The sequence below is a fragment of the Streptomyces tailanensis genome (assembly GCF_008386495.1).
GTDB classification, from domain to species: Bacteria; Actinomycetota; Actinomycetes; order Streptomycetales; family Streptomycetaceae; genus Streptomyces; species Streptomyces tailanensis.
The window spans coordinates 39,983-56,896 of sequence record NZ_VTHJ01000063.1 but is presented as its reverse complement, the minus strand read 5'-3'; the positions used below and the strand labels follow the sequence as shown (position 1 = coordinate 56,896).

At 70.6% G+C, this 16,914-nt stretch carries 14 protein-coding genes; 12 read left to right on the top strand and 2 right to left on the bottom strand.

Features of this window, described 5'->3' with window-relative positions; translation table 11 throughout:
• The 5 genes from F3T56_RS36910 to obgE all read left to right on the top strand — a co-directional run.
• A partial coding sequence (locus F3T56_RS36910) for an Rne/Rng family ribonuclease (protein WP_149829776.1) occupies window positions 1-3,308 on the top strand: 3,308 nt, incomplete at its 5' end.
• A gap of 250 nt (window positions 3,309-3,558) precedes the next feature.
• Complete coding sequence (locus F3T56_RS36905) at window positions 3,559-4,905, top strand: phospholipase D-like domain-containing protein (protein WP_149829775.1); 1,347 nt, start codon at window positions 3,559-3,561, stop codon at window positions 4,903-4,905.
• A 212-nt stretch (window positions 4,906-5,117) separates the two neighbouring features.
• The gene (rplU, locus tag F3T56_RS36900) at window positions 5,118-5,438 is read left to right on the top strand and encodes a 50S ribosomal protein L21 (protein WP_004931419.1); all 321 of its coding nucleotides are present in this window, start codon (window positions 5,118-5,120) and stop codon (window positions 5,436-5,438) included.
• A 14-nt stretch (window positions 5,439-5,452) separates the two neighbouring features.
• On the top strand, window positions 5,453-5,707 hold the full coding sequence (gene rpmA / locus F3T56_RS36895; RefSeq protein ID WP_033525817.1) for a 50S ribosomal protein L27: 255 nt from the start codon (window positions 5,453-5,455) through the stop codon (window positions 5,705-5,707).
• 106 nt (window positions 5,708-5,813) lie between these two features.
• A complete protein-coding gene (gene obgE, locus F3T56_RS36890) occupies window positions 5,814-7,259 on the top strand; it encodes a GTPase ObgE (protein WP_149829773.1) in 1,446 nt (481 codons plus the stop codon).
• A 167-nt stretch (window positions 7,260-7,426) separates the two neighbouring features.
• On the opposite strand, the gene F3T56_RS36885 is transcribed toward obgE, so the two are convergent.
• Entirely contained in the window at window positions 7,427-9,502 is a 2,076-nt protein-coding gene (locus F3T56_RS36885) for a hypothetical protein (protein WP_149829772.1), read from the bottom strand.
• A gap of 335 nt (window positions 9,503-9,837) precedes the next feature.
• Here F3T56_RS36885 and proB point away from each other — a divergent pair, with 335 nt between their 5' ends.
• From proB to F3T56_RS36860, 5 genes are all read left to right on the top strand, one after another.
• Window positions 9,838-10,944 carry a glutamate 5-kinase gene (gene proB / locus F3T56_RS36880; protein ID WP_149829770.1) on the top strand — a complete coding sequence of 369 codons (1,107 nt, stop codon included), beginning with the start codon at window positions 9,838-9,840 and terminating at the stop codon, window positions 10,942-10,944.
• A gap of 178 nt (window positions 10,945-11,122) precedes the next feature.
• Window positions 11,123-11,590: a hypothetical protein gene (locus tag F3T56_RS36875; protein ID WP_149829782.1), complete on the top strand. Its 468-nt coding sequence runs from the start codon at window positions 11,123-11,125 to the stop codon at window positions 11,588-11,590.
• A 292-nt stretch (window positions 11,591-11,882) separates the two neighbouring features.
• On the top strand, window positions 11,883-13,169 hold the full coding sequence (locus tag F3T56_RS36870; RefSeq protein ID WP_149829769.1) for a glutamate-5-semialdehyde dehydrogenase: 1,287 nt from the start codon (window positions 11,883-11,885) through the stop codon (window positions 13,167-13,169).
• Between the two features lie 112 nt (window positions 13,170-13,281).
• Window positions 13,282-13,896 carry an SCO2584 family spore wall biosynthesis protein gene (locus tag F3T56_RS36865; RefSeq protein ID WP_149829767.1) on the top strand — a complete coding sequence of 205 codons (615 nt, stop codon included), beginning with the start codon at window positions 13,282-13,284 and terminating at the stop codon, window positions 13,894-13,896.
• A gap of 45 nt (window positions 13,897-13,941) precedes the next feature.
• Window positions 13,942-15,006 (top strand): SCO2583 family membrane protein, encoded by a 1,065-nt coding sequence (locus F3T56_RS36860; RefSeq protein WP_149829766.1) that lies wholly within the window; start codon window positions 13,942-13,944, stop codon window positions 15,004-15,006.
• A gap of 87 nt (window positions 15,007-15,093) precedes the next feature.
• Here F3T56_RS36860 and F3T56_RS36855 read toward each other — a convergent pair whose 3' ends face one another.
• Window positions 15,094-16,215, bottom strand: coding sequence for a M48 family metallopeptidase (locus F3T56_RS36855; protein ID WP_149829764.1), 1,122 nt, complete (start codon window positions 16,213-16,215; stop codon window positions 15,094-15,096).
• Between the two features lie 100 nt (window positions 16,216-16,315).
• Between F3T56_RS36855 and F3T56_RS46590 the strand changes: the two genes are divergently transcribed.
• Complete coding sequence (locus F3T56_RS46590) at window positions 16,316-16,486, top strand: hypothetical protein (protein ID WP_172639317.1); 171 nt, start codon at window positions 16,316-16,318, stop codon at window positions 16,484-16,486.
• A 219-nt stretch (window positions 16,487-16,705) separates the two neighbouring features.
• Window positions 16,706-16,873: a hypothetical protein gene (locus tag F3T56_RS36850; RefSeq protein ID WP_149829762.1), complete on the top strand. Its 168-nt coding sequence runs from the start codon at window positions 16,706-16,708 to the stop codon at window positions 16,871-16,873.
• Window positions 16,874-16,914 lie beyond the last annotated feature (41 nt).

The window sequence follows — 16,914 nt, the reverse complement described above, 5'->3', positions numbered from 1 at the left end:
AGGAGCCCGTAGCCGCGCCGGTCGAGGAGGCCGCGCCTGCCGGTCGTACGCGTCGTCGTGCGACCCGCCGGGTGTCCACGCCCGCCGGTGAGCCGCAGGCCGCCGAGGAGCAGGCGGAGCCCGCCGCGGCCGAGACGGCGCCCGCCGCCCCGACAGCAGAGGTTCCCGCCGAGGCCGAGGAGGCCGGGCCGCGGCGTACGCGGCGTCGGGCCACGCGCAAGGCCGCCGGTGGGTTCTCCGCGCCCGCGGCGCCGGTCGCCGAGGAGGCCCCGGCGCGGCCCGCGCGGCCCGCCATGGCCGTGTTCCAGGCGCCGGTGTTCACCGAGCCGATGTTCCAGACGCCGGAGCGGGCGGCCGCGCAGGCCGCCGCCGAGGCGGTGGCGGAGCCCGCCGAGGTCGTCGAGAGCGCCGAGGCCACCGAGTTCGGCGGGTTCGCCGAGGAGGAGGGCACCGGCGGGTCGCGTCGTCGCCGTCGCCGTCGGGGTGAGCCCGCCGAGGCGGAGCAGCCTGTGGCCGCCACCGTGGTGGCGGACCAGCCGGAGGAGAACGAGGAGCTCGAAGAGGGCGCCGAAGGTGACGAGTTCGGCGAGGAGGAGTCCACCGGGTCGCGTCGTCGCCGTCGTCGTGGTGGCCGTCGCCGTCGCCGGGGCGAGTCGGCCGAGGCCGAGGGTGAGGCCGCCGAGGGCGAGGAGCTCGCCGCCGAGCAGGCCGCGCAGGACGCCGAGGACACCGCCGAGCAGGTGGACGAGGACGCCGAGGACGAGGCGGACGAGCGCGAGGAGGCCGGTGGTTCCGGCTCCAGCAGCAGCCGTCGTCGCCGTCGCCGTCGTCGTCGCGCCGGTGACTCGGGTACGGAGGCCGAGGCGGCGTCCGACGACCCCGAGCGCACGGTCGTGAAGGTCCGTGAGCCGCGCGAGCGGCGCGCGAAGGAGACCGAGCCGTCCGACGAGGTGCAGTCCATCAAGGGCTCGACCCGTCTGGAGGCCAAGAAGCAGCGGCGTCGGGAAGGCCGTGAGCAGGGGCGTCGTCGCGTCCCGATCATCACCGAGGCCGAGTTCCTCGCCCGCCGTGAGGCCGTCGAGCGCGTCATGGTCGTCCGCCAGAGCGGCGAGCGCACCCAGATCGGCGTCCTTGAGGACAACGTGCTCGTCGAGCACTACGTCAACAAGGAGCAGGCGACCTCGTACGTCGGCAACGTCTACCTCGGCAAGGTGCAGAACGTGCTGCCGTCGATGGAGGCCGCCTTCATCGACATCGGCAAGGGCCGCAACGCCGTCCTGTACGCCGGTGAGGTCAACTTCGAGGCGCTGGGCATGGCCAACGGCCCGCGCCGCATCGAAAGCGCGCTCAAGTCCGGCCAGTCGGTCCTCGTCCAGGTGACCAAGGACCCGATCGGGCACAAGGGCGCGCGTCTGACCAGCCAGGTCTCTCTGCCGGGCCGCTACCTGGTCTACGTCCCCGAGGGGTCGATGACCGGCATCAGCCGCAAGCTGCCCGACACCGAGCGGGCCCGGCTGAAGACCATCCTCAAGAAGATCGTCCCCGAGGACGCGGGCGTCATCGTGCGCACCGCCGCCGAGGGCGCGAGCGAGGACGAGCTGCGCCGCGACGTCGAGCGACTGCAGGCGCAGTGGGAGGACATCCAGAAGAAGGCCAAGAGCGGCAGCGCGCCGACGCTGCTCTACGGCGAGCCGGACATGACGGTCCGGGTCGTCCGCGACATCTTCAACGAGGACTTCTCCAAGGTCATCGTCAGCGGTGACGACGCGTGGGAGACCATCCACGGGTACGTCTCCCATGTCGCGCCCGACCTGGCGGAACGCCTGCAGAAGTGGACCTCTGAGGTCGACGTCTTCGCGACGTACCGCATCGACGAGCAGCTGATGAAGGCGCTGGACCGCAAGGTGTGGCTGCCCAGCGGTGGTTCGCTGGTGATCGACAAGACCGAGGCCATGATCGTGGTCGACGTCAACACCGGCAAGTTCACCGGCCAGGGCGGCAACCTGGAGGAGACGGTCACCAGGAACAACCTGGAGGCGGCCGAGGAGATCGTGCGCCAGCTGCGGTTGCGCGACCTCGGCGGCATCGTCGTCATCGACTTCATCGACATGGTGCTGGAGTCCAACCGGGACCTGGTCCTGCGGCGTCTGCTGGAGTGCCTGGGCCGCGACCGTACGAAGCACCAGGTGGCCGAGGTCACCTCGCTGGGCCTGGTCCAGATGACCCGGAAGCGGGTCGGACAGGGGCTGCTGGAGTCCTTCTCCGAGACCTGTGTCCACTGCAACGGGCGTGGCGTGATCGTGCACATGGATCAGCCGACCGCCGTCGGTGGTGGCGGCAAGCGCCGTAAGCGCGGGCGTGGCGGTGTGGAGATCGACCACGAGCACGTGGCGGCGGCCGAGGTCGAGGCCGTCGAGCCGGCCGAGGCGGCGGAGCTGGTCGAGGCCGAGGTGGCCGCCGAGGTCGCCGTGCCGGTGGCGCTTCCGGCTCCTGAGTTCGAGCCGGACGAGGAGCTGTACAGCAGCGTCGCCGAGGCCGAGGCGTCGGTCGCGCGCGGTCGTTCGCGGCGTCGGGCGACCCGTCGGGCCTCCGCGCCCTCGGGCGCGCCGAAGCAGCGGGAGGCCGTGACCGTCGTACCCGCCGAGGTCGTCGAGGAGCGGGCGCCGAAGTCGCGGGAGGCCGCCGAGGCGGAGCCGGTCGCGGTGGAGGACCCGGTCGTCGAGACGCCGGCCGCCGTGCGTGCCGCCGAGGAGGCCGCGCCCAAGGGGCGTACGCGTCGTCGGGTGACCCGGAAGGTGTCCGCGCCCGCGGGCGCCCCGGCCGGGGCCGCGGCGGACGACGCCGTGGTGACGGTCGTCGAGCCGGTCGCGGAGCCCGTGACCGAGCCCGCTCCGGAGCCTGCTGCTGCCGAGCCGGTGGCGGAGCAGACGGAAGCGGCCCCCGTTGCCGAGAGCGCTGCTCCCGCCCGTCCGCGGCGGCGTGCCGTGCGCAAGGCGACGGCGCCCACCGCGCCGGAGGACACCGCTGTCGTGGTGGTTCCGTCGGCATCCGCGGAGGGTGCGACCGAGGCCGAGGTAGCCGCGGAGGAGGCGGAGACCGAGGCCCCCGCCAAGAAGACCGCGCGCAAGACGGCCAAGAAGGCGACGGCGAAGAAGGCCGCCACGAAGAAGACGGCGGCGGCCAAGAAGACGGTCGCGAAGAAGGCCACGGCCAAGAAGGCGGCGACGAAGAAGTCGGCCGCGAAGAAGACCACGGTGGCCGCCGAGCAGACGTCGGCCACGGTCACCGCTTCGACCGACGAGAGCTGAGCCTCCCGGGCGCGGCTGCGTAGTTACGCTCCAACCGGTGCCCCGGCCCGGCGGTTTCACCGTCAGGCCGGGGCACCGGCGTGTCCGGGGGAGGAAGTTCCGTCCGGGGAGAGGAACTTCGCAACGGGTGGGAGGGTTTGGGCTGGTTTGAGAGTCTCCTCCGTCTCATAAAACCCCCTCCGCTTCGAAGCGCGGCCAGGTACCTGTAAAACTCACGTGGTCATACGAAGCACAGTTGGGGGAGGGCCGCATGGCGCGCGTGCGCCTGAAGAGCGCTGGGCTGCACCGGGCTGTGAAGCCCGTCAGGGGTGGACGCAAGGCGGTGGCGCTGGCCACGGTGCTGTCGGCGGCCGGGGTGCAGGCGGCGGTGTCCGCGGGGACCGCGCAGGCCGCCCCGACGTGGACCGAGGGCCCCATCTTCAACGATCCGCTGGGCACCGAGAGCGAGCAGCTCGCGATCCGTGCGCGGCTCATCGAGCTCATGGCCACCGCGCTGCCCGGCTCCACCGTCAAGGTCGCCGTCTACCACGTGTGGGAGGCGTCCGTAGTCAACGCGCTCGTCGCCGCCAAGGACCGCGGCGTGAACGTCCAGGTGCTGCTGGACGAGTCGAGCATCAGCGACCGGCCCACCAACACCTCGTACAACAGCCTCGCCGCCGCGCTCGGCACCGACCGTACGAAGGGGTCGTACGTCGCGACCTGTCCCGTCGACAAGTCCTGCCTCGGTGACCCGAAGTACGGGCAGTCGATCATGCACAACAAGTTCTGGCTGTTCTCGGCGGTCGAGGGCGCCACGAACGTGGTCGTGCAGACGACGTCGAACTCGACGCCCTCCGCGCACACCAAGTTCTTCAACGACGCGCTGCTGCTGCCGAACAACCCGACGATGTACGACGCGTACGCCGACTACTTCGACACGATGGTGGCCAAGGACTGGCCGAGCTGGGAGTACCGGACCGTCAGCAATGGCCTCTACAAGGCGTACTTCTTCCCGCGGGCCGGGAACACCCGGGCCACCGACACCGTGTACTCGGTGCTCAACAACGTGCAGTGCACGTACAAGAACAGCGCCGGGGTGACCCAGAGGACCTGGGTACGGGTGTCGATCTTCAAGATCACACGGCTGGCGATCGCCGAGAAGCTGGTCGCGCTGAAGAAGGCCGGCTGCAACGTGAGCATCGTCTACGCCGAGTCGGACAGCGCCAAGAGCAGTGGCGGGACGGCCGGGACGTGGGAGAAGCTGCACACGTCCGGCGGGCCGACCGTGCGCTGCTACAACGACGACCGGGACCCGCTGAACCCCGGCCAGAAGCTGACCACGCCGTACATCATCCACTCCAAGTACATCCTGATCGACGGCGCGTACGACGGGGTCCGCAACAAGATCAGCTTCACCGGTTCCGGCAACTACACCGGGCCCGCGCTGCGCGAGAACGACGAGTCGATCGTCAAGGTCGACGACGACGCCGTGCACGACATGTACCGGGCCCACTTCGACAAGGTGATCGGCGTCGCCTACCCGGGCAAGGCCGACACCACGGACCTGTGCAAGGGCGTGAAGCCCCTGCCGGCGGACGGCGAGAAGCCGACCACATGACGGGGGAGGGCTCGATTTGCCCGCTCCGGGTAAGGCCCCGTAACCTTGACCCTCGGCGTGTCCACAGATATCCGGCTGGATGTTCACTCGGACGCGCCACATCCCCGTAAACCTCATCCCTTCCGGGCGCCGGGCGCTCCGGGAGAGGCCGCATCGATGTCGGGCGGCTGGACTGCGGGGGTGCCGTTCCCGAGCGAGAGAGTGAGATCCGCGTGTACGCCATCGTGCGCAGCGGTGGTCGCCAGCACAAGGTTGCTGTCGGCGACATCGTTGAGGTTGACAAGATTTCCACCGCCAAGGTTGGCGACACGGTCGAGCTCTCGACCCTGCTCGTTGTCGACGGCGACGCTGTGACCAGCGACCCGTGGGTGCTGGCCGGCATCAAGGTCCAGGCCGAGGTCGTGGACCACCACAAGGGCCAGAAGATCGACATTCTGCGCTACAAGAACAAGACCGGCTACCGCCGTCGTCAGGGCCACCGCCAGCAGTACACGGCGATCAAGGTCACTGAGATCCCCGCGGCTGCGAAGTAAGGGACTGAGGAGAGATGGCACACAAGAAGGGCGCATCGTCCACCCGTAACGGTCGTGACTCCAACGCTCAGCGCCTCGGCGTGAAGCGCTTCGGCGGTCAGGTCGTCAACGCGGGCGAGATCCTGGTCCGCCAGCGCGGCACGCACTTCCACCCGGGCTCGGGTGTCGGCCGCGGCAAGGACGACACGCTGTTCGCGCTGAACGCCGGTGCGGTCGAGTTCGGCACCGCCCGTGGGCGCAAGGTCGTGAACATCGTTCCGGTCGGCTGATCGGAAGTCTTTCGCGAGGCGGACCTCACTTCCCGGTCGGGAAGGCGGGTCCGCCTTTCGCGTGTTAACCGATAACTGAACCCGTAAGTCTCTGGAGGCACCTACCATGACCACCTTCGTGGACCGCGTCGAACTGCATGTCGCCGCGGGTAACGGAGGTCACGGCTGTGCCTCCGTCCACCGTGAGAAGTTCAAGCCGCTGGGCGGCCCCGACGGGGGCAACGGCGGCCGTGGCGGCGACGTCATCCTCACCGTCGACCAGTCCGTCACCACACTCCTCGACTACCACCACTCCCCGCACCGCAAGGCCACCAACGGCAAGCCGGGCGAGGGCGGTAACCGGTCCGGGAAGGACGGCCAGGATCTGGTCCTGCCCGTGCCGGACGGCACCGTCGTCCTCGACAAGGCGGGCAATGTCCTCGCCGACCTCGTCGGACACGGCACGTCGTACGTCGCCGCGCAGGGCGGCCGGGGCGGCCTCGGTAACGCGGCCCTCGCCTCCGCCCGCCGCAAGGCGCCCGGCTTCGCGCTGCTCGGCGTGCCGGGAGATCTGCGGGACATCGTCCTGGAGCTCAAGACGGTCGCCGACGTGGCGCTGGTGGGCTACCCGAGCGCGGGCAAGTCGTCGCTGATCTCCGTCCTGTCCGCCGCCAAGCCGAAGATCGCGGACTACCCCTTCACGACGCTCGTCCCGAACCTGGGCGTGGTGACCGCGGGCTCGACGGTGTACACGATCGCGGATGTGCCGGGCCTGATCCCGGGCGCCAGCCAGGGCAAGGGCCTCGGGCTTGAGTTCCTGCGCCATGTGGAGCGCTGCAGCGTGCTGGTGCACGTCCTCGACACGGCGACCCTCGAATCGGACCGCGACCCCGTCTCCGACCTCGACATCATCGAGGAGGAGCTCAAGGAGTACGGCGGTCTCGGCGACCGGCCGCGGATCGTCGTCCTCAACAAGATCGACGTACCCGACGGCAAGGACCTCGCCGAGATGGTACGGCCCGACCTCGAAGCCCGTGGTTATCAGGTCTTCGAGGTGTCCGCCGTCGCCCACACGGGGCTGAAGGAGCTGTCCTTCGCCCTCGCCGACCTCGTCGGCAAGGCGCGGGCCGCCAAGCCCAAGGAGGAGGCGACCCGGATCGTCATCCGGCCCAAGGCCGTCGACGACGCGGGCTTCACCGTCACGCGCGAGGAGATCGGCGGAGAGCTGCTGTTCCGGGTGCGGGGCGAGAAGCCGGAGCGCTGGGTGCGGCAGACCGACTTCAACAACGACGAGGCGGTCGGCTACCTCGCGGATCGCCTCAACCGGCTCGGCGTCGAGGAAGAGCTGATGAAGGCGGGTGCCCGGTCCGGGGACGGCGTCGCCATCGGGCCCGAGGAGAACGCGGTCGTCTTCGACTGGGAGCCGACCGTCATGGCCGGGGCGGAGATGCTCGGCCGCCGGGGCGAGGACCACCGCCTCGAGACGTCCCGGCCCGCCGTCCAGCGCCGCCGCGACCGGCAGGCCGAGCGGGACGAGGTCGAGAAGGCGTACGACGACTTCGAGCCGTTCTAAGGGCGCCGCTGCGCCCCGTAAGGGGCGCGCGGAACTGTGCGACAAGCCACGACGGACCCGCAGTCGCCTACAACACATTCCCCCGAGCTATAAGGCGCTCGACCTGCACAAGGGCCCCGGAGGACCAAACGCCTCCGGGGCCCTGCATCACGTCATCAGCGGAGCGCTTACGCGTTCACCGCGTCTTCCGAGTCGCTTGTCTCGCCCTCGGCCCCCGAGTCGTCCCCCACCTCCCGCGGCGAAGGGACCTCGTCCGCGAGGCGGGACTCCATGCGGACCCGGCGTTCGTCGGCCTTGGTGCACAGGGCCTTGACGGCGGAGTCGAAGCGGACGAGGGAGGGCGGGTCGGAGGGTCCGAGGAGGTGTTCCTTGAGGTCGGCGCGGGCCTTGGTGAACCGGTCCTTCTCGGGGTTGCGGACGGAGTCCAGCAGCGCCGGGACCTCGGCGGCGTTCGGGGCGATGACGACACCCGCCGACACCGTCGGGAAGGCCGCGCGGAACGCCTCCTCCGACAGCCCCGAGGTGTTGCCGACGGCGTACGGCTTCTCGCTGGACAGCCAGTCGGAGACGACCGACGAGACATCGCTGATCAGCAGGTCGGACGTGTTGAAGCAGGCGAAGATCGCGGGCCGCGCCTCGGTGACGATGAGGTGCTCCCACTCGGGGAAGGACGCCCAGTACGCCTTCTCCCAGGCCAGCGTCGCCTCGGCGATGGCCGCCTCACGGTCCCCGCTAGGCGTTCCCTGGAGCAGCATCCGCTCCATTTCGTCCGCGCTGACCCGGAACGACGTCGAGGTCAGCTCGTCCAACGCGGCGGTACGACGGGCCAGTTCGGCCGCGGTCTCGGGGCCCGGCCGCGCGCCCGAGCGCTTCGTGTTCGCCTCGCGGATCATCGCCTTGATCCGCTCGTTCGCGGCACCCGCGCGCGGGTCGACGGACCCGGTCATCGGGTGCGGCTTGTACAGCAGCCGCACCTTGTCGTCGGCGAGCAGCGCGCGGACGATGTTCTCGCCGGCCAGGACCACCGAGGTGTTGCCGGGGTTGCCGTCCCAGCCCTCCCAGGTCGGGGCGTAGAGAACGGTCGTGAACGTGCCGGTCGGCGGGCCGGCGTACGGGCGGATCGGCGCCAGCTGCGGGCGGCCGACCTCGACGATGTCCTTGTCCTCGACGCCGACCTCGGCGAGGGCGTACCGCTCGCGCGCCGCGGGACCGGCCACCCACACCTCGTCGTACGCCTTCGCGTACGGGTTGCAGGAGGACAGCTTGTCGCTCTCGCCGTGGTTGATGAAGGCGTGCTTGATGGTGGGGATGCGCAGCACCTGGGAGGTCTTCGCGGCGTTGGCCGGGTGCAGCATCATCTTCAGCGTCGAGTTCTCCAGGGAGAACATCGTCGAGACCTTCGGGAAGCAGATGACCGGCACGTCCGTCGCGTCGATCTTCTGCACCATGAAACGCTCACGCAGCACGATCAGCGGCTTCTCCAGCTGGGAGAGCGTGGAGAGCCACATGTTCGCCTGGTACGCCGACGTCGTACCGCCCGAGAAGTACATGGCGACGGTCGGCTGGTAGCGCGCCAGCCACTTGTCCAGCCAGTCCATGACCTGCTGCTCGCTCTTGGCCCGCTTCTTCGGCAGCAGCCAGGTCGCCAGGTACGCCGTACCACCCGCGAGCAGGACGAGACCGGTACCGAGGCCCAGGAGGCCCCAGATGACGTCCTTCGTGATCGCGGTGAGCAGCAGACCGGCCGTGATCGGCAGGGAGAACGTCAGCAGACGGTGGGCCTGGCGGCGGGCCAGGAGGCGCGGCGGGGCGGCCGTCAGACGCAGCGCGGAGGCGTCGATGTTGCGGGTGACGATCGGCAGCGTCCGGGTGCGGCGGACCAGCACCGAGACGGCCTGGCAGGTGAAGTGCACCGCGTAGAAGACGCACAGGCCGACCAGCAGCGGCGCCTGCTCGCGCAGCGGGTCGATGCCCTCGATGCGCAGCAGCCCCACCAGGATCAGCATGTCGCGCAGCAACTGGCGTACCAGGACCTCGAAGCGGACCTTGCCCAGCGGTGCGAGCAGGCCGGGGTCCCGGTACTGCAAGTAGGTGTCCAGGGCGATGCCGGCCGCGCTCGCGGCGACGAACACGGGGACGTTCGGCAGCAGCGCGGAGACGATCTGGGCCGTGAAGAGCGCGAACATCGCCAGCAGCGCTGACAGCTGCGCGATGCGGCGGGGGGCGAGGCCTGCGGAGGGCACGGGCTGGGCTCCTGCGGAGGGTGCGACGGACAGAGGGGGGAACGAAAAGTAGGAGGGCGGCCGGAGGCCGATCCCTGACCGTATGACCTAGGGAGGCCGGGGAGCAATCTGCCGCGAGGACAGGTCACCACATATCAGGCATGACGGCTGCAACCTTGAGAGGCACGTCACCGTCTTCTCATAAACGCTTCAGGGAACAGTCGGAGAACAGTCGGTGTCGTCCCGCCCAGCGAAATGCTCAGGCGTCCGATCCGCGTCCTCCCGTAGATTGCAGACTGCACACACCGGGCTGGTTCAGAACATTGGGGATACGGGTGTCAGCGGCAAGGCAGGGCGTGGCGGAAGCGCACCGGATCGTCGTCAAGGTGGGCTCCTCGTCGCTGACGACGGCCTCCGGGGGCCTCGACGCGGACCGGGTGGACGCCCTTGTGGACGTGCTCGCCAAGGTCCGCAGCGGGGGTGAACGGGAGATCGTGCTCGTCTCGTCCGGCGCCATCGCGGCGGGCCTCGCGCCGCTGGGGCTGCGTCGCCGCCCCAAGGACCTCGCCCGGCAGCAGGCGGCCGCCAGCGTCGGCCAGGGGCTGCTGGTGGCCCGTTACACGGCCTCCTGCGCCCGCCACGGCATCCGCGTGGGACAGGTGCTCCTCACTTCGGACGACATGAGCCGCCGCGCCCACCACCGCAACGCCTCCCGCACCCTCGACAAGCTGCTCGCGATGGGCGCCCTGCCGGTCGTCAACGAGAACGACACCGTCGCCACGGACGAGATCCGCTTCGGCGACAACGACCGCCTCGCCGCCCTCGTCGCCCATCTCGTCCGCGCCGACCTGCTGGTCCTGCTCTCGGACGTGGACGGCGTCTACGACGGCGACCCCAGCAAGCCCGGCACGTCGCGGATAGCGGAGGTACGGGGGCCCGAGGACCTCGCGCACGTCGAGATCGGCAGTGCCGGCAAGGCGGGCGTCGGCACCGGCGGCATGGTCACCAAGGTCGAGGCGGCGGCAATCGCCACCGGAGCGGGCATCCCCGTGGTCCTGACCAGCGCGATCCACGCGGCGGACGCCCTCACCGGCCGCGACACCGGCACGTACTTCCACCCCACCGGCAAGCGCTCCGCCGACCGGCTGCTGTGGCTCCAGCACGCCTCCACCCCGCAGGGTTCGCTCACCCTCGACGACGGCGCCGTACGCGCGGTCGTGGAGCGGCGCAAGTCGCTGCTGCCGGCCGGTATCGCGGCGGTCGAGGGCGAGTTCGTCGCGGGCGACCCCGTCGAGCTGCGGAACGGCGAGGGGCGGGCCGTCGCGCGCGGGCTGGTCAACTTCGACGCCAAGGAGATCCCCCAGCTGATCGGCCGCTCGACCCGGGAACTGGCGCGCGAGCTGGGTCCCGCGTACGAACGAGAGGTCGTACACAGGGACGACCTTGTCCTCCTGCACCCCTGACCAGCGGCCCCCTGGAGGGGCCGAAGCACGGGCCCCGCCGGTGTGCGTTCCGTAAAACGGCCACGCGAAGCCCCTGAGCCTGCTCAACTTTGTCTCGGGGGAGATTCCGCACGACCCAATGCGAAGCACAGTTCGCCGCGAAGCACAGTTCGTTGTGAAGGAGGCCGTCGTGAGACGAGTGCGCCCCGGGACCGCGGTGTCCCGTGGTGGTGGTACCTCCCGCACGGTCGGCGAGGAGCGGACGCTCACCAGCGTCAGCTCGTCGGACACGTACGAGAGCGAGGGCGTCGAGGAGCCGCGGGACCTGCCCCGGCTGTGGCACGTCACCCTGAGCGTCTCCGGCCCCGAGACCCCGCTGAAGGAGCTGCGCCGCGGCCTGCAACAGCTCGCCCACGACCACCCCTTTCTGCTGACCAGCCGCTATGCGAGCGACCACGCCGAAATCCGCTACTGGGAGGAGGCCCGAGACCTCCACGACGCGGCCGCCGTCGCCCTGCGCCTGTGGGGCGAGCACCGCCGTACGGCCGGGCTGCCGCCCTGGGAGATCGTCGGCCTGGAGGTCATCGACCGCCAGACGTACCACCAGCGCATCGCCGAGGGATACGGCCCGCCACCGGCGACGCCCGTCGGAGTCCACCCGTTCTAGGGCCTGTGTCGAAAGTGGCGCCTGCCGGGCGACGCCTGGCACGCTCCCCCACTCTCGGCTCCGCTCGAGCGGGAGGACCCCCATGACGCCGCCCGGCCCGCCCTCCGGGCGGACGACGCCACTTTCGACACAGGCCCTAGTGCGCCTGAACCGGCGCCGCTCTCGCGGACCTGGTTGCTCACCGTTCGGGTGCCTCAATTGATGGTTGCGGTGCGTGGGGCGTATTCGGAACTTGTCTCGGTTTGTGGGACAGCCGCTGGGGCGGCCCTCCGCGGCGCACTACCCTTCCACCATGACCACGCTCTCGCCGTACGACTCCATGTCCCCGGTCACCCGGGCCGCCTACCGTGCCAAGGCCGCAGCCGCCGACCTCGCGCCGCTGCCGCGCGCCGAGAAGGACGACGCGCTGCTCGCCATCGCCGACGCGCTGGAAGTCCGCACGAGTGAGATCGTCGAGGCCAACGCGAAGGACATCGCCAAGGCCCGGGAGGCCGGCACCAGCGAGGCGATCGTCGACCGGCTGACGCTGACCCCGGAGCGGATCCGCGCCATCGCCGCCGACGTCCGCGACGTGGCCGCGCTGCCCGACCCGGTCGGCGAGGTCGTCCGCGGCTCGACCCTCCCGAACGGCATCGACCTGCGCCAGGTCCGCGTCCCGCTCGGTGTCGTCGGCATCATCTACGAGGCCCGCCCGAACGTGACCGTGGACGCCGCCGCCCTCTGCCTGAAGTCCGGCAACGCGGTGCTGCTGCGCGGCTCGTCCTCCGCCTACGAGTCGAACACCGCCCTCGTGCGCGTGCTGCGCGACGCCGTCGGCGGCGCCGGGCTGCCCGCCGACGCCGTCCAGCTCGTCCCCGGCGAGAGCCGTGAGTCCGTACGCGAGCTGATGCGCGCCCGCGGCCTGGTCGACGTGCTCATCCCGCGTGGCGGCGCCTCCCTGATCCGCACGGTCGTCGAGGAGTCCACCGTCCCGGTGATCGAGACCGGCACGGGCAACTGCCACGTCTACGTCGACGCGCACGCCGACCTCGACACGGCGATCGAGATCCTGATCAACTCCAAGGCCCAGCGCGTCAGCGTCTGCAACGCCGCCGAGACCCTCCTCGTCCACCAGGACATCGCCCCCGAGTTCCTGCCCCGCGCCCTGGACGCCCTCGCGGAGGCCGGGGTCACGGTGCACGCCGACGAGAGGGTCATGGCGTACGCCAAGGACTCCGAGGCGGCGGTCGTGGAGGCCACCGCCGAGGACTGGGAGACCGAGTACCTCTCCTACGACATCGCGGCGGCGGTCGTCGACTCCCTCGACAAGGCGGTCGAGCACATCCGGCTGTGGACCTCGGGCCACACCGAGGCCATCGTCACCACCTCCCAGCAGGCGGCCCGCCGCTTCACCCAGCTGGTCGACTCCACGACCGTCGCCGTCAACGCGTCAACCCGCTTCACCGACGGCGGCCAGTTCGGCTTCGGCGCCGAGATCGGCATCTCCACACAGAAGCTGCACGCCCGCGGCCCGATGGGCCTGCCCGAGCTGACCAGCACGAAGTACATCGTGACGGGCGACGGGCACGTACGCCGCTGACCCGGGCGCCGCACGGGGACGCCGGTAGGCGTCCCCGTGAAACGGCTCAGCAAATCGGATGAATTTCCTTACCGTCTGCCCAAATTGACCACCCCGGTCTACTCTGGATCCCGTGCCGGAGGACGTGGGGGGCACGCCGTTTCCTGACGGCTGGGAGCCCGACGACGACCGCGACCGCGGGGGTATGGACGAAGAGTTCGCCTCCGTGGTCTTCGACGAGGCCTTCGTCCGGGCGGCCGTGGTCCATGAGCCGACCGCGGTCGAGCGCCTGCTCGCAGCGGCGGAGGCCCGTGCCGCGGCCCAGGAGGCCGAAGCGCGCCGGGCGCACTCCAGAGGCGCGCGGGGCGACGACGACCGCTATGACGACGGCTTCGGACCCGACGGCTCCGATTTCGGCCACGGCCGTGACGACGACCTGGACGACCTCGACGACCCCGACATCCTTGAGGGCCGCTACGGCGCCGACGGGGCGTACGGCAGGCCGTACGGCAAGCAGACCCGCTGGCACCGGCCCGTCGCCTGGGTCCTCGCCCTGGTCATGGGCATAGGCATGGTCGCGCTCGCCTTCACCGCGGTCTACCGGGGCGCCTCCTCCGGCGGCCGCGGCGAACAGGTCCCACCGCCCCCCACCGCCACCACCGGCGTCGAACAGGGCATCTCGACAGGCCCCTCCGCCTCCGCGGACTTCTCCCAGCCGGCGGCACCGGCGACGCCCCGCACGCCCTGACCAGCAGCGCGTTTACAGGGGCGTCCGCAGACCTACTCTGAAGGTATGGGCGGGCCTGGAAACCCACCTGAGGGGACTCCCGAGGGCGGCCCCGGCGGTGGAGAGGACGAGTACCGATCCGTCGTCTTCGACGAATCGTTCGTACGCGCTGCCCGTATCCAGGAGTTCTCCGCGCAGGAGCGCCTCACCGACCACGGCCCGGCCGTTCGTAGCCGCCCGCCCCTGCGCCGCGGCTTCTCCCGGCAGGCGCTGATCCTCATCTTGCTGATCGCCCTCGCCTTCGGCACCGCGATCTACATGGGCGTCCGCCACCCCTACGAGGCCCCGGCCGCGAAGCCCGCCGAGCCGCTCCGGATGACGGTGATCCCCCTGGCGCCGCAGACCGCGGTACCCGGCGCCGAGGACCCCGAGAAACTGTTCGCGCACAGCCCCGCCGCCCAGTTCCGCATCGGCGCCGAGGGCATCACGATGCCGGCCACCCGGCGCACCGAGCACTTCACCGACAGCCAGGTCGTCACCTCGCTGACCATCGCCAAGGAGTATCTGGTCGCCTCCGCGCTCGACCCGCAGGTGCTCGGCGGCAGCACCGTCCAGCCGGTGCGCAGGCTGGTCGACTCACAGCAGCTCGACCAGTTCGAGCAGAGCTTCGACCGCCCCACCGCCGACGGCCGGCACGCCCCCACCGGCTGGCTGGTCCGCTTCGACCCCTCCCGCGCCGAGCTCGCCGACCCCAAGGTCCGCGTCCAGGGCACCCTCCAGGCCGCCGAGTACGACTCCGGCACCCTGGAGGTCGTCGCCGCCCACACCTTCGTGTACGCGCTGCGGCCCGCCTCCGGTGACGACACGGAGGCCTCGCTGTTCACCGTCCGGCGCGAGCTGCACTTCCGCTTCGACCAGGACGACCTGCGCACCCGCCAGGCCGAGGTCGTCGTCGCCTACGTCCAGGCCGGCCCCCTGGCCTGCGCCGACGACGCCACGAACCATCTGCGCCCGCTGCTCGCCGGCCAGACGGACAAGGAGGGCGGCCCGGCCGGCACCGACCCCTACGCCACCGGTGGCGCCACCGCCCTGTGCGGCTCCCTCGCGCAGAGCGCCCAGCCGAAGGTGTGACGCACCCGAGGCACAAGAGCGCCCGGCCCGGAGGGTGAACCTCCGGGCCGGGCGCTCTGTATGGCTGTCAGCGGCGGTAGCCGGTCCTCACTCGTCGTCCGGGCGCCTGTCCTCGGCGGTGTCCGTGCCGGTGGCCGCGCCGCCGGAGCCGGAGGAGCCGCTGCCGCCGCCCGCGAAGCCGCCGAAGCCACGCCGGACCCGGCCGCCGAGGTCGCCCGCGCCGCCCGCGATGTCGCTGACCAGCTTCATCAGCGGGTCCTTGGAGTTCTTCACGTGGCTCGTGTAGTGCGCCGCCGACTCACGGAACGAGTCGGTGACCGAGGTGTCCCTGTCCTCGCTGCGCCGCAGGTAGTGCCCGTCCATGATCCGCTGGTAGTCGCGGGACTCGGCCCACTTCTTCAGCTCGGCCGCGCGCACGGTGGTGAAGGGGTGCGAGCGGGGCAGCACGTTCAGGATCTTGAGGACGGAGTCGCGCAGGTCGCCCCCGGCCTCGTACTCATCGGCCTGCGCGAGGAACGCGTCCACGTTCATCTCGTGCAGGTGGTGGCCGCCGGCGAGCTTCATCAGCCCGCGCATCGAGGCCTGGAGGTCCTGGCCGACGAGCAGCCCGGCGCGGTCGGCGGACAGCTCCGACTTGCGGAACCACTCGCGCAGCGCGGTCACGATCGCCATGACCGCGAGGTTGCCCAGCGGTATCCAGGCGATCCGCAGCGCCAGGTTGGTCAGGAACAGCAGGATCGTGCGGTACACCGCGTGACCGGAGAGCGCGTGACCGCACTCGTGGCCGATGACGGCCCGCATCTCCTCCTCGTCGAGCAACTCGACGAGCCCGGTCGTCACGACGATGATCGGCTCGTCCAGGCCGATGCACATCGCGTTCGGTGTCGGGTCCTGGTTCACGTACATCGGCGGGACCTTCTCCAGGTCCAGGATGTAGCAGGCATCCCGCAGCATGTCGTTCAGGTGTGCGAACTGCTGGTCCGAGACCCGTACGGAGTCGGACAGGAACAGCAGCCTCAGGCTGCGCTCGGGCAGCAGACCGCTGAGGGCCTTGAACACCGTGTCGAAGCCGCTGAGCTTGCGCAGCGCCACCAGCGCCGAGCGGTCCGCGGGATGTTCGTACGCCCGCGAGGAGATTCCCTCGAAGCGCCTGCGCTGCCTGCTCGGCACGTTCTCGTGCCCGTTCTGCTCGTGGCTGTCGTCCGGCATGTTTTCCCCCATGCGTCTGAGTGCCCATGTTGCCCCCGAAGCGGGTTCCAGCCTAGGCGGAGTTACGGTGGCAGGGCATCAACCGGTAAGGAGCGATCTCATGGTGCATCTCCCCCACCTCCCGGCAGCGGGCTGGCTCACCGAGGCCGCGGACGCCGCCGCGAAGGAACAGGGAGCGGGCAACCTGCTGCGCGTGGTGCTCATCGTGATGGTCCTGGGCTCCGTCCTGATGGCGTGGTTCCTCCTGCGGGGATACAAGCGGGACGACTGACGCCCGCCGACGGAAAGGACGTCCGGCGCACGCGAGCGGTTGCTCGAACGGGAAGGTACGGGAAGTACGTACGCGAACGGCTGCGTCGTACGGGATGTACGCGCGCGGCGGCCCCCGCGTTCCGTCCTGGGCGGAGTCGACGTGATCGCCGATGAGCGCCCCGCTTACGATGGGCCCAGTCTTTATCCCGATCCCACACCCGGATAGGTCACGCCGACGATGAGCTTCCACAGCACCGCTGCCGACTTGGTCACTTTCGCCGCCGAGGGCGGCGGGGAGCACGGCGGCAACCACGAGAGCCTCAGCCCCTACCTGACCGGCGGTGGAGCGTTCGTCGCTCTGATGCTGCTGCTGTGGATCACCACCCGCTTCAACCGGGACCGCTGATTCCGCCAATCCGCGCAAATGGTCGTTCGAACAAGAGGCGG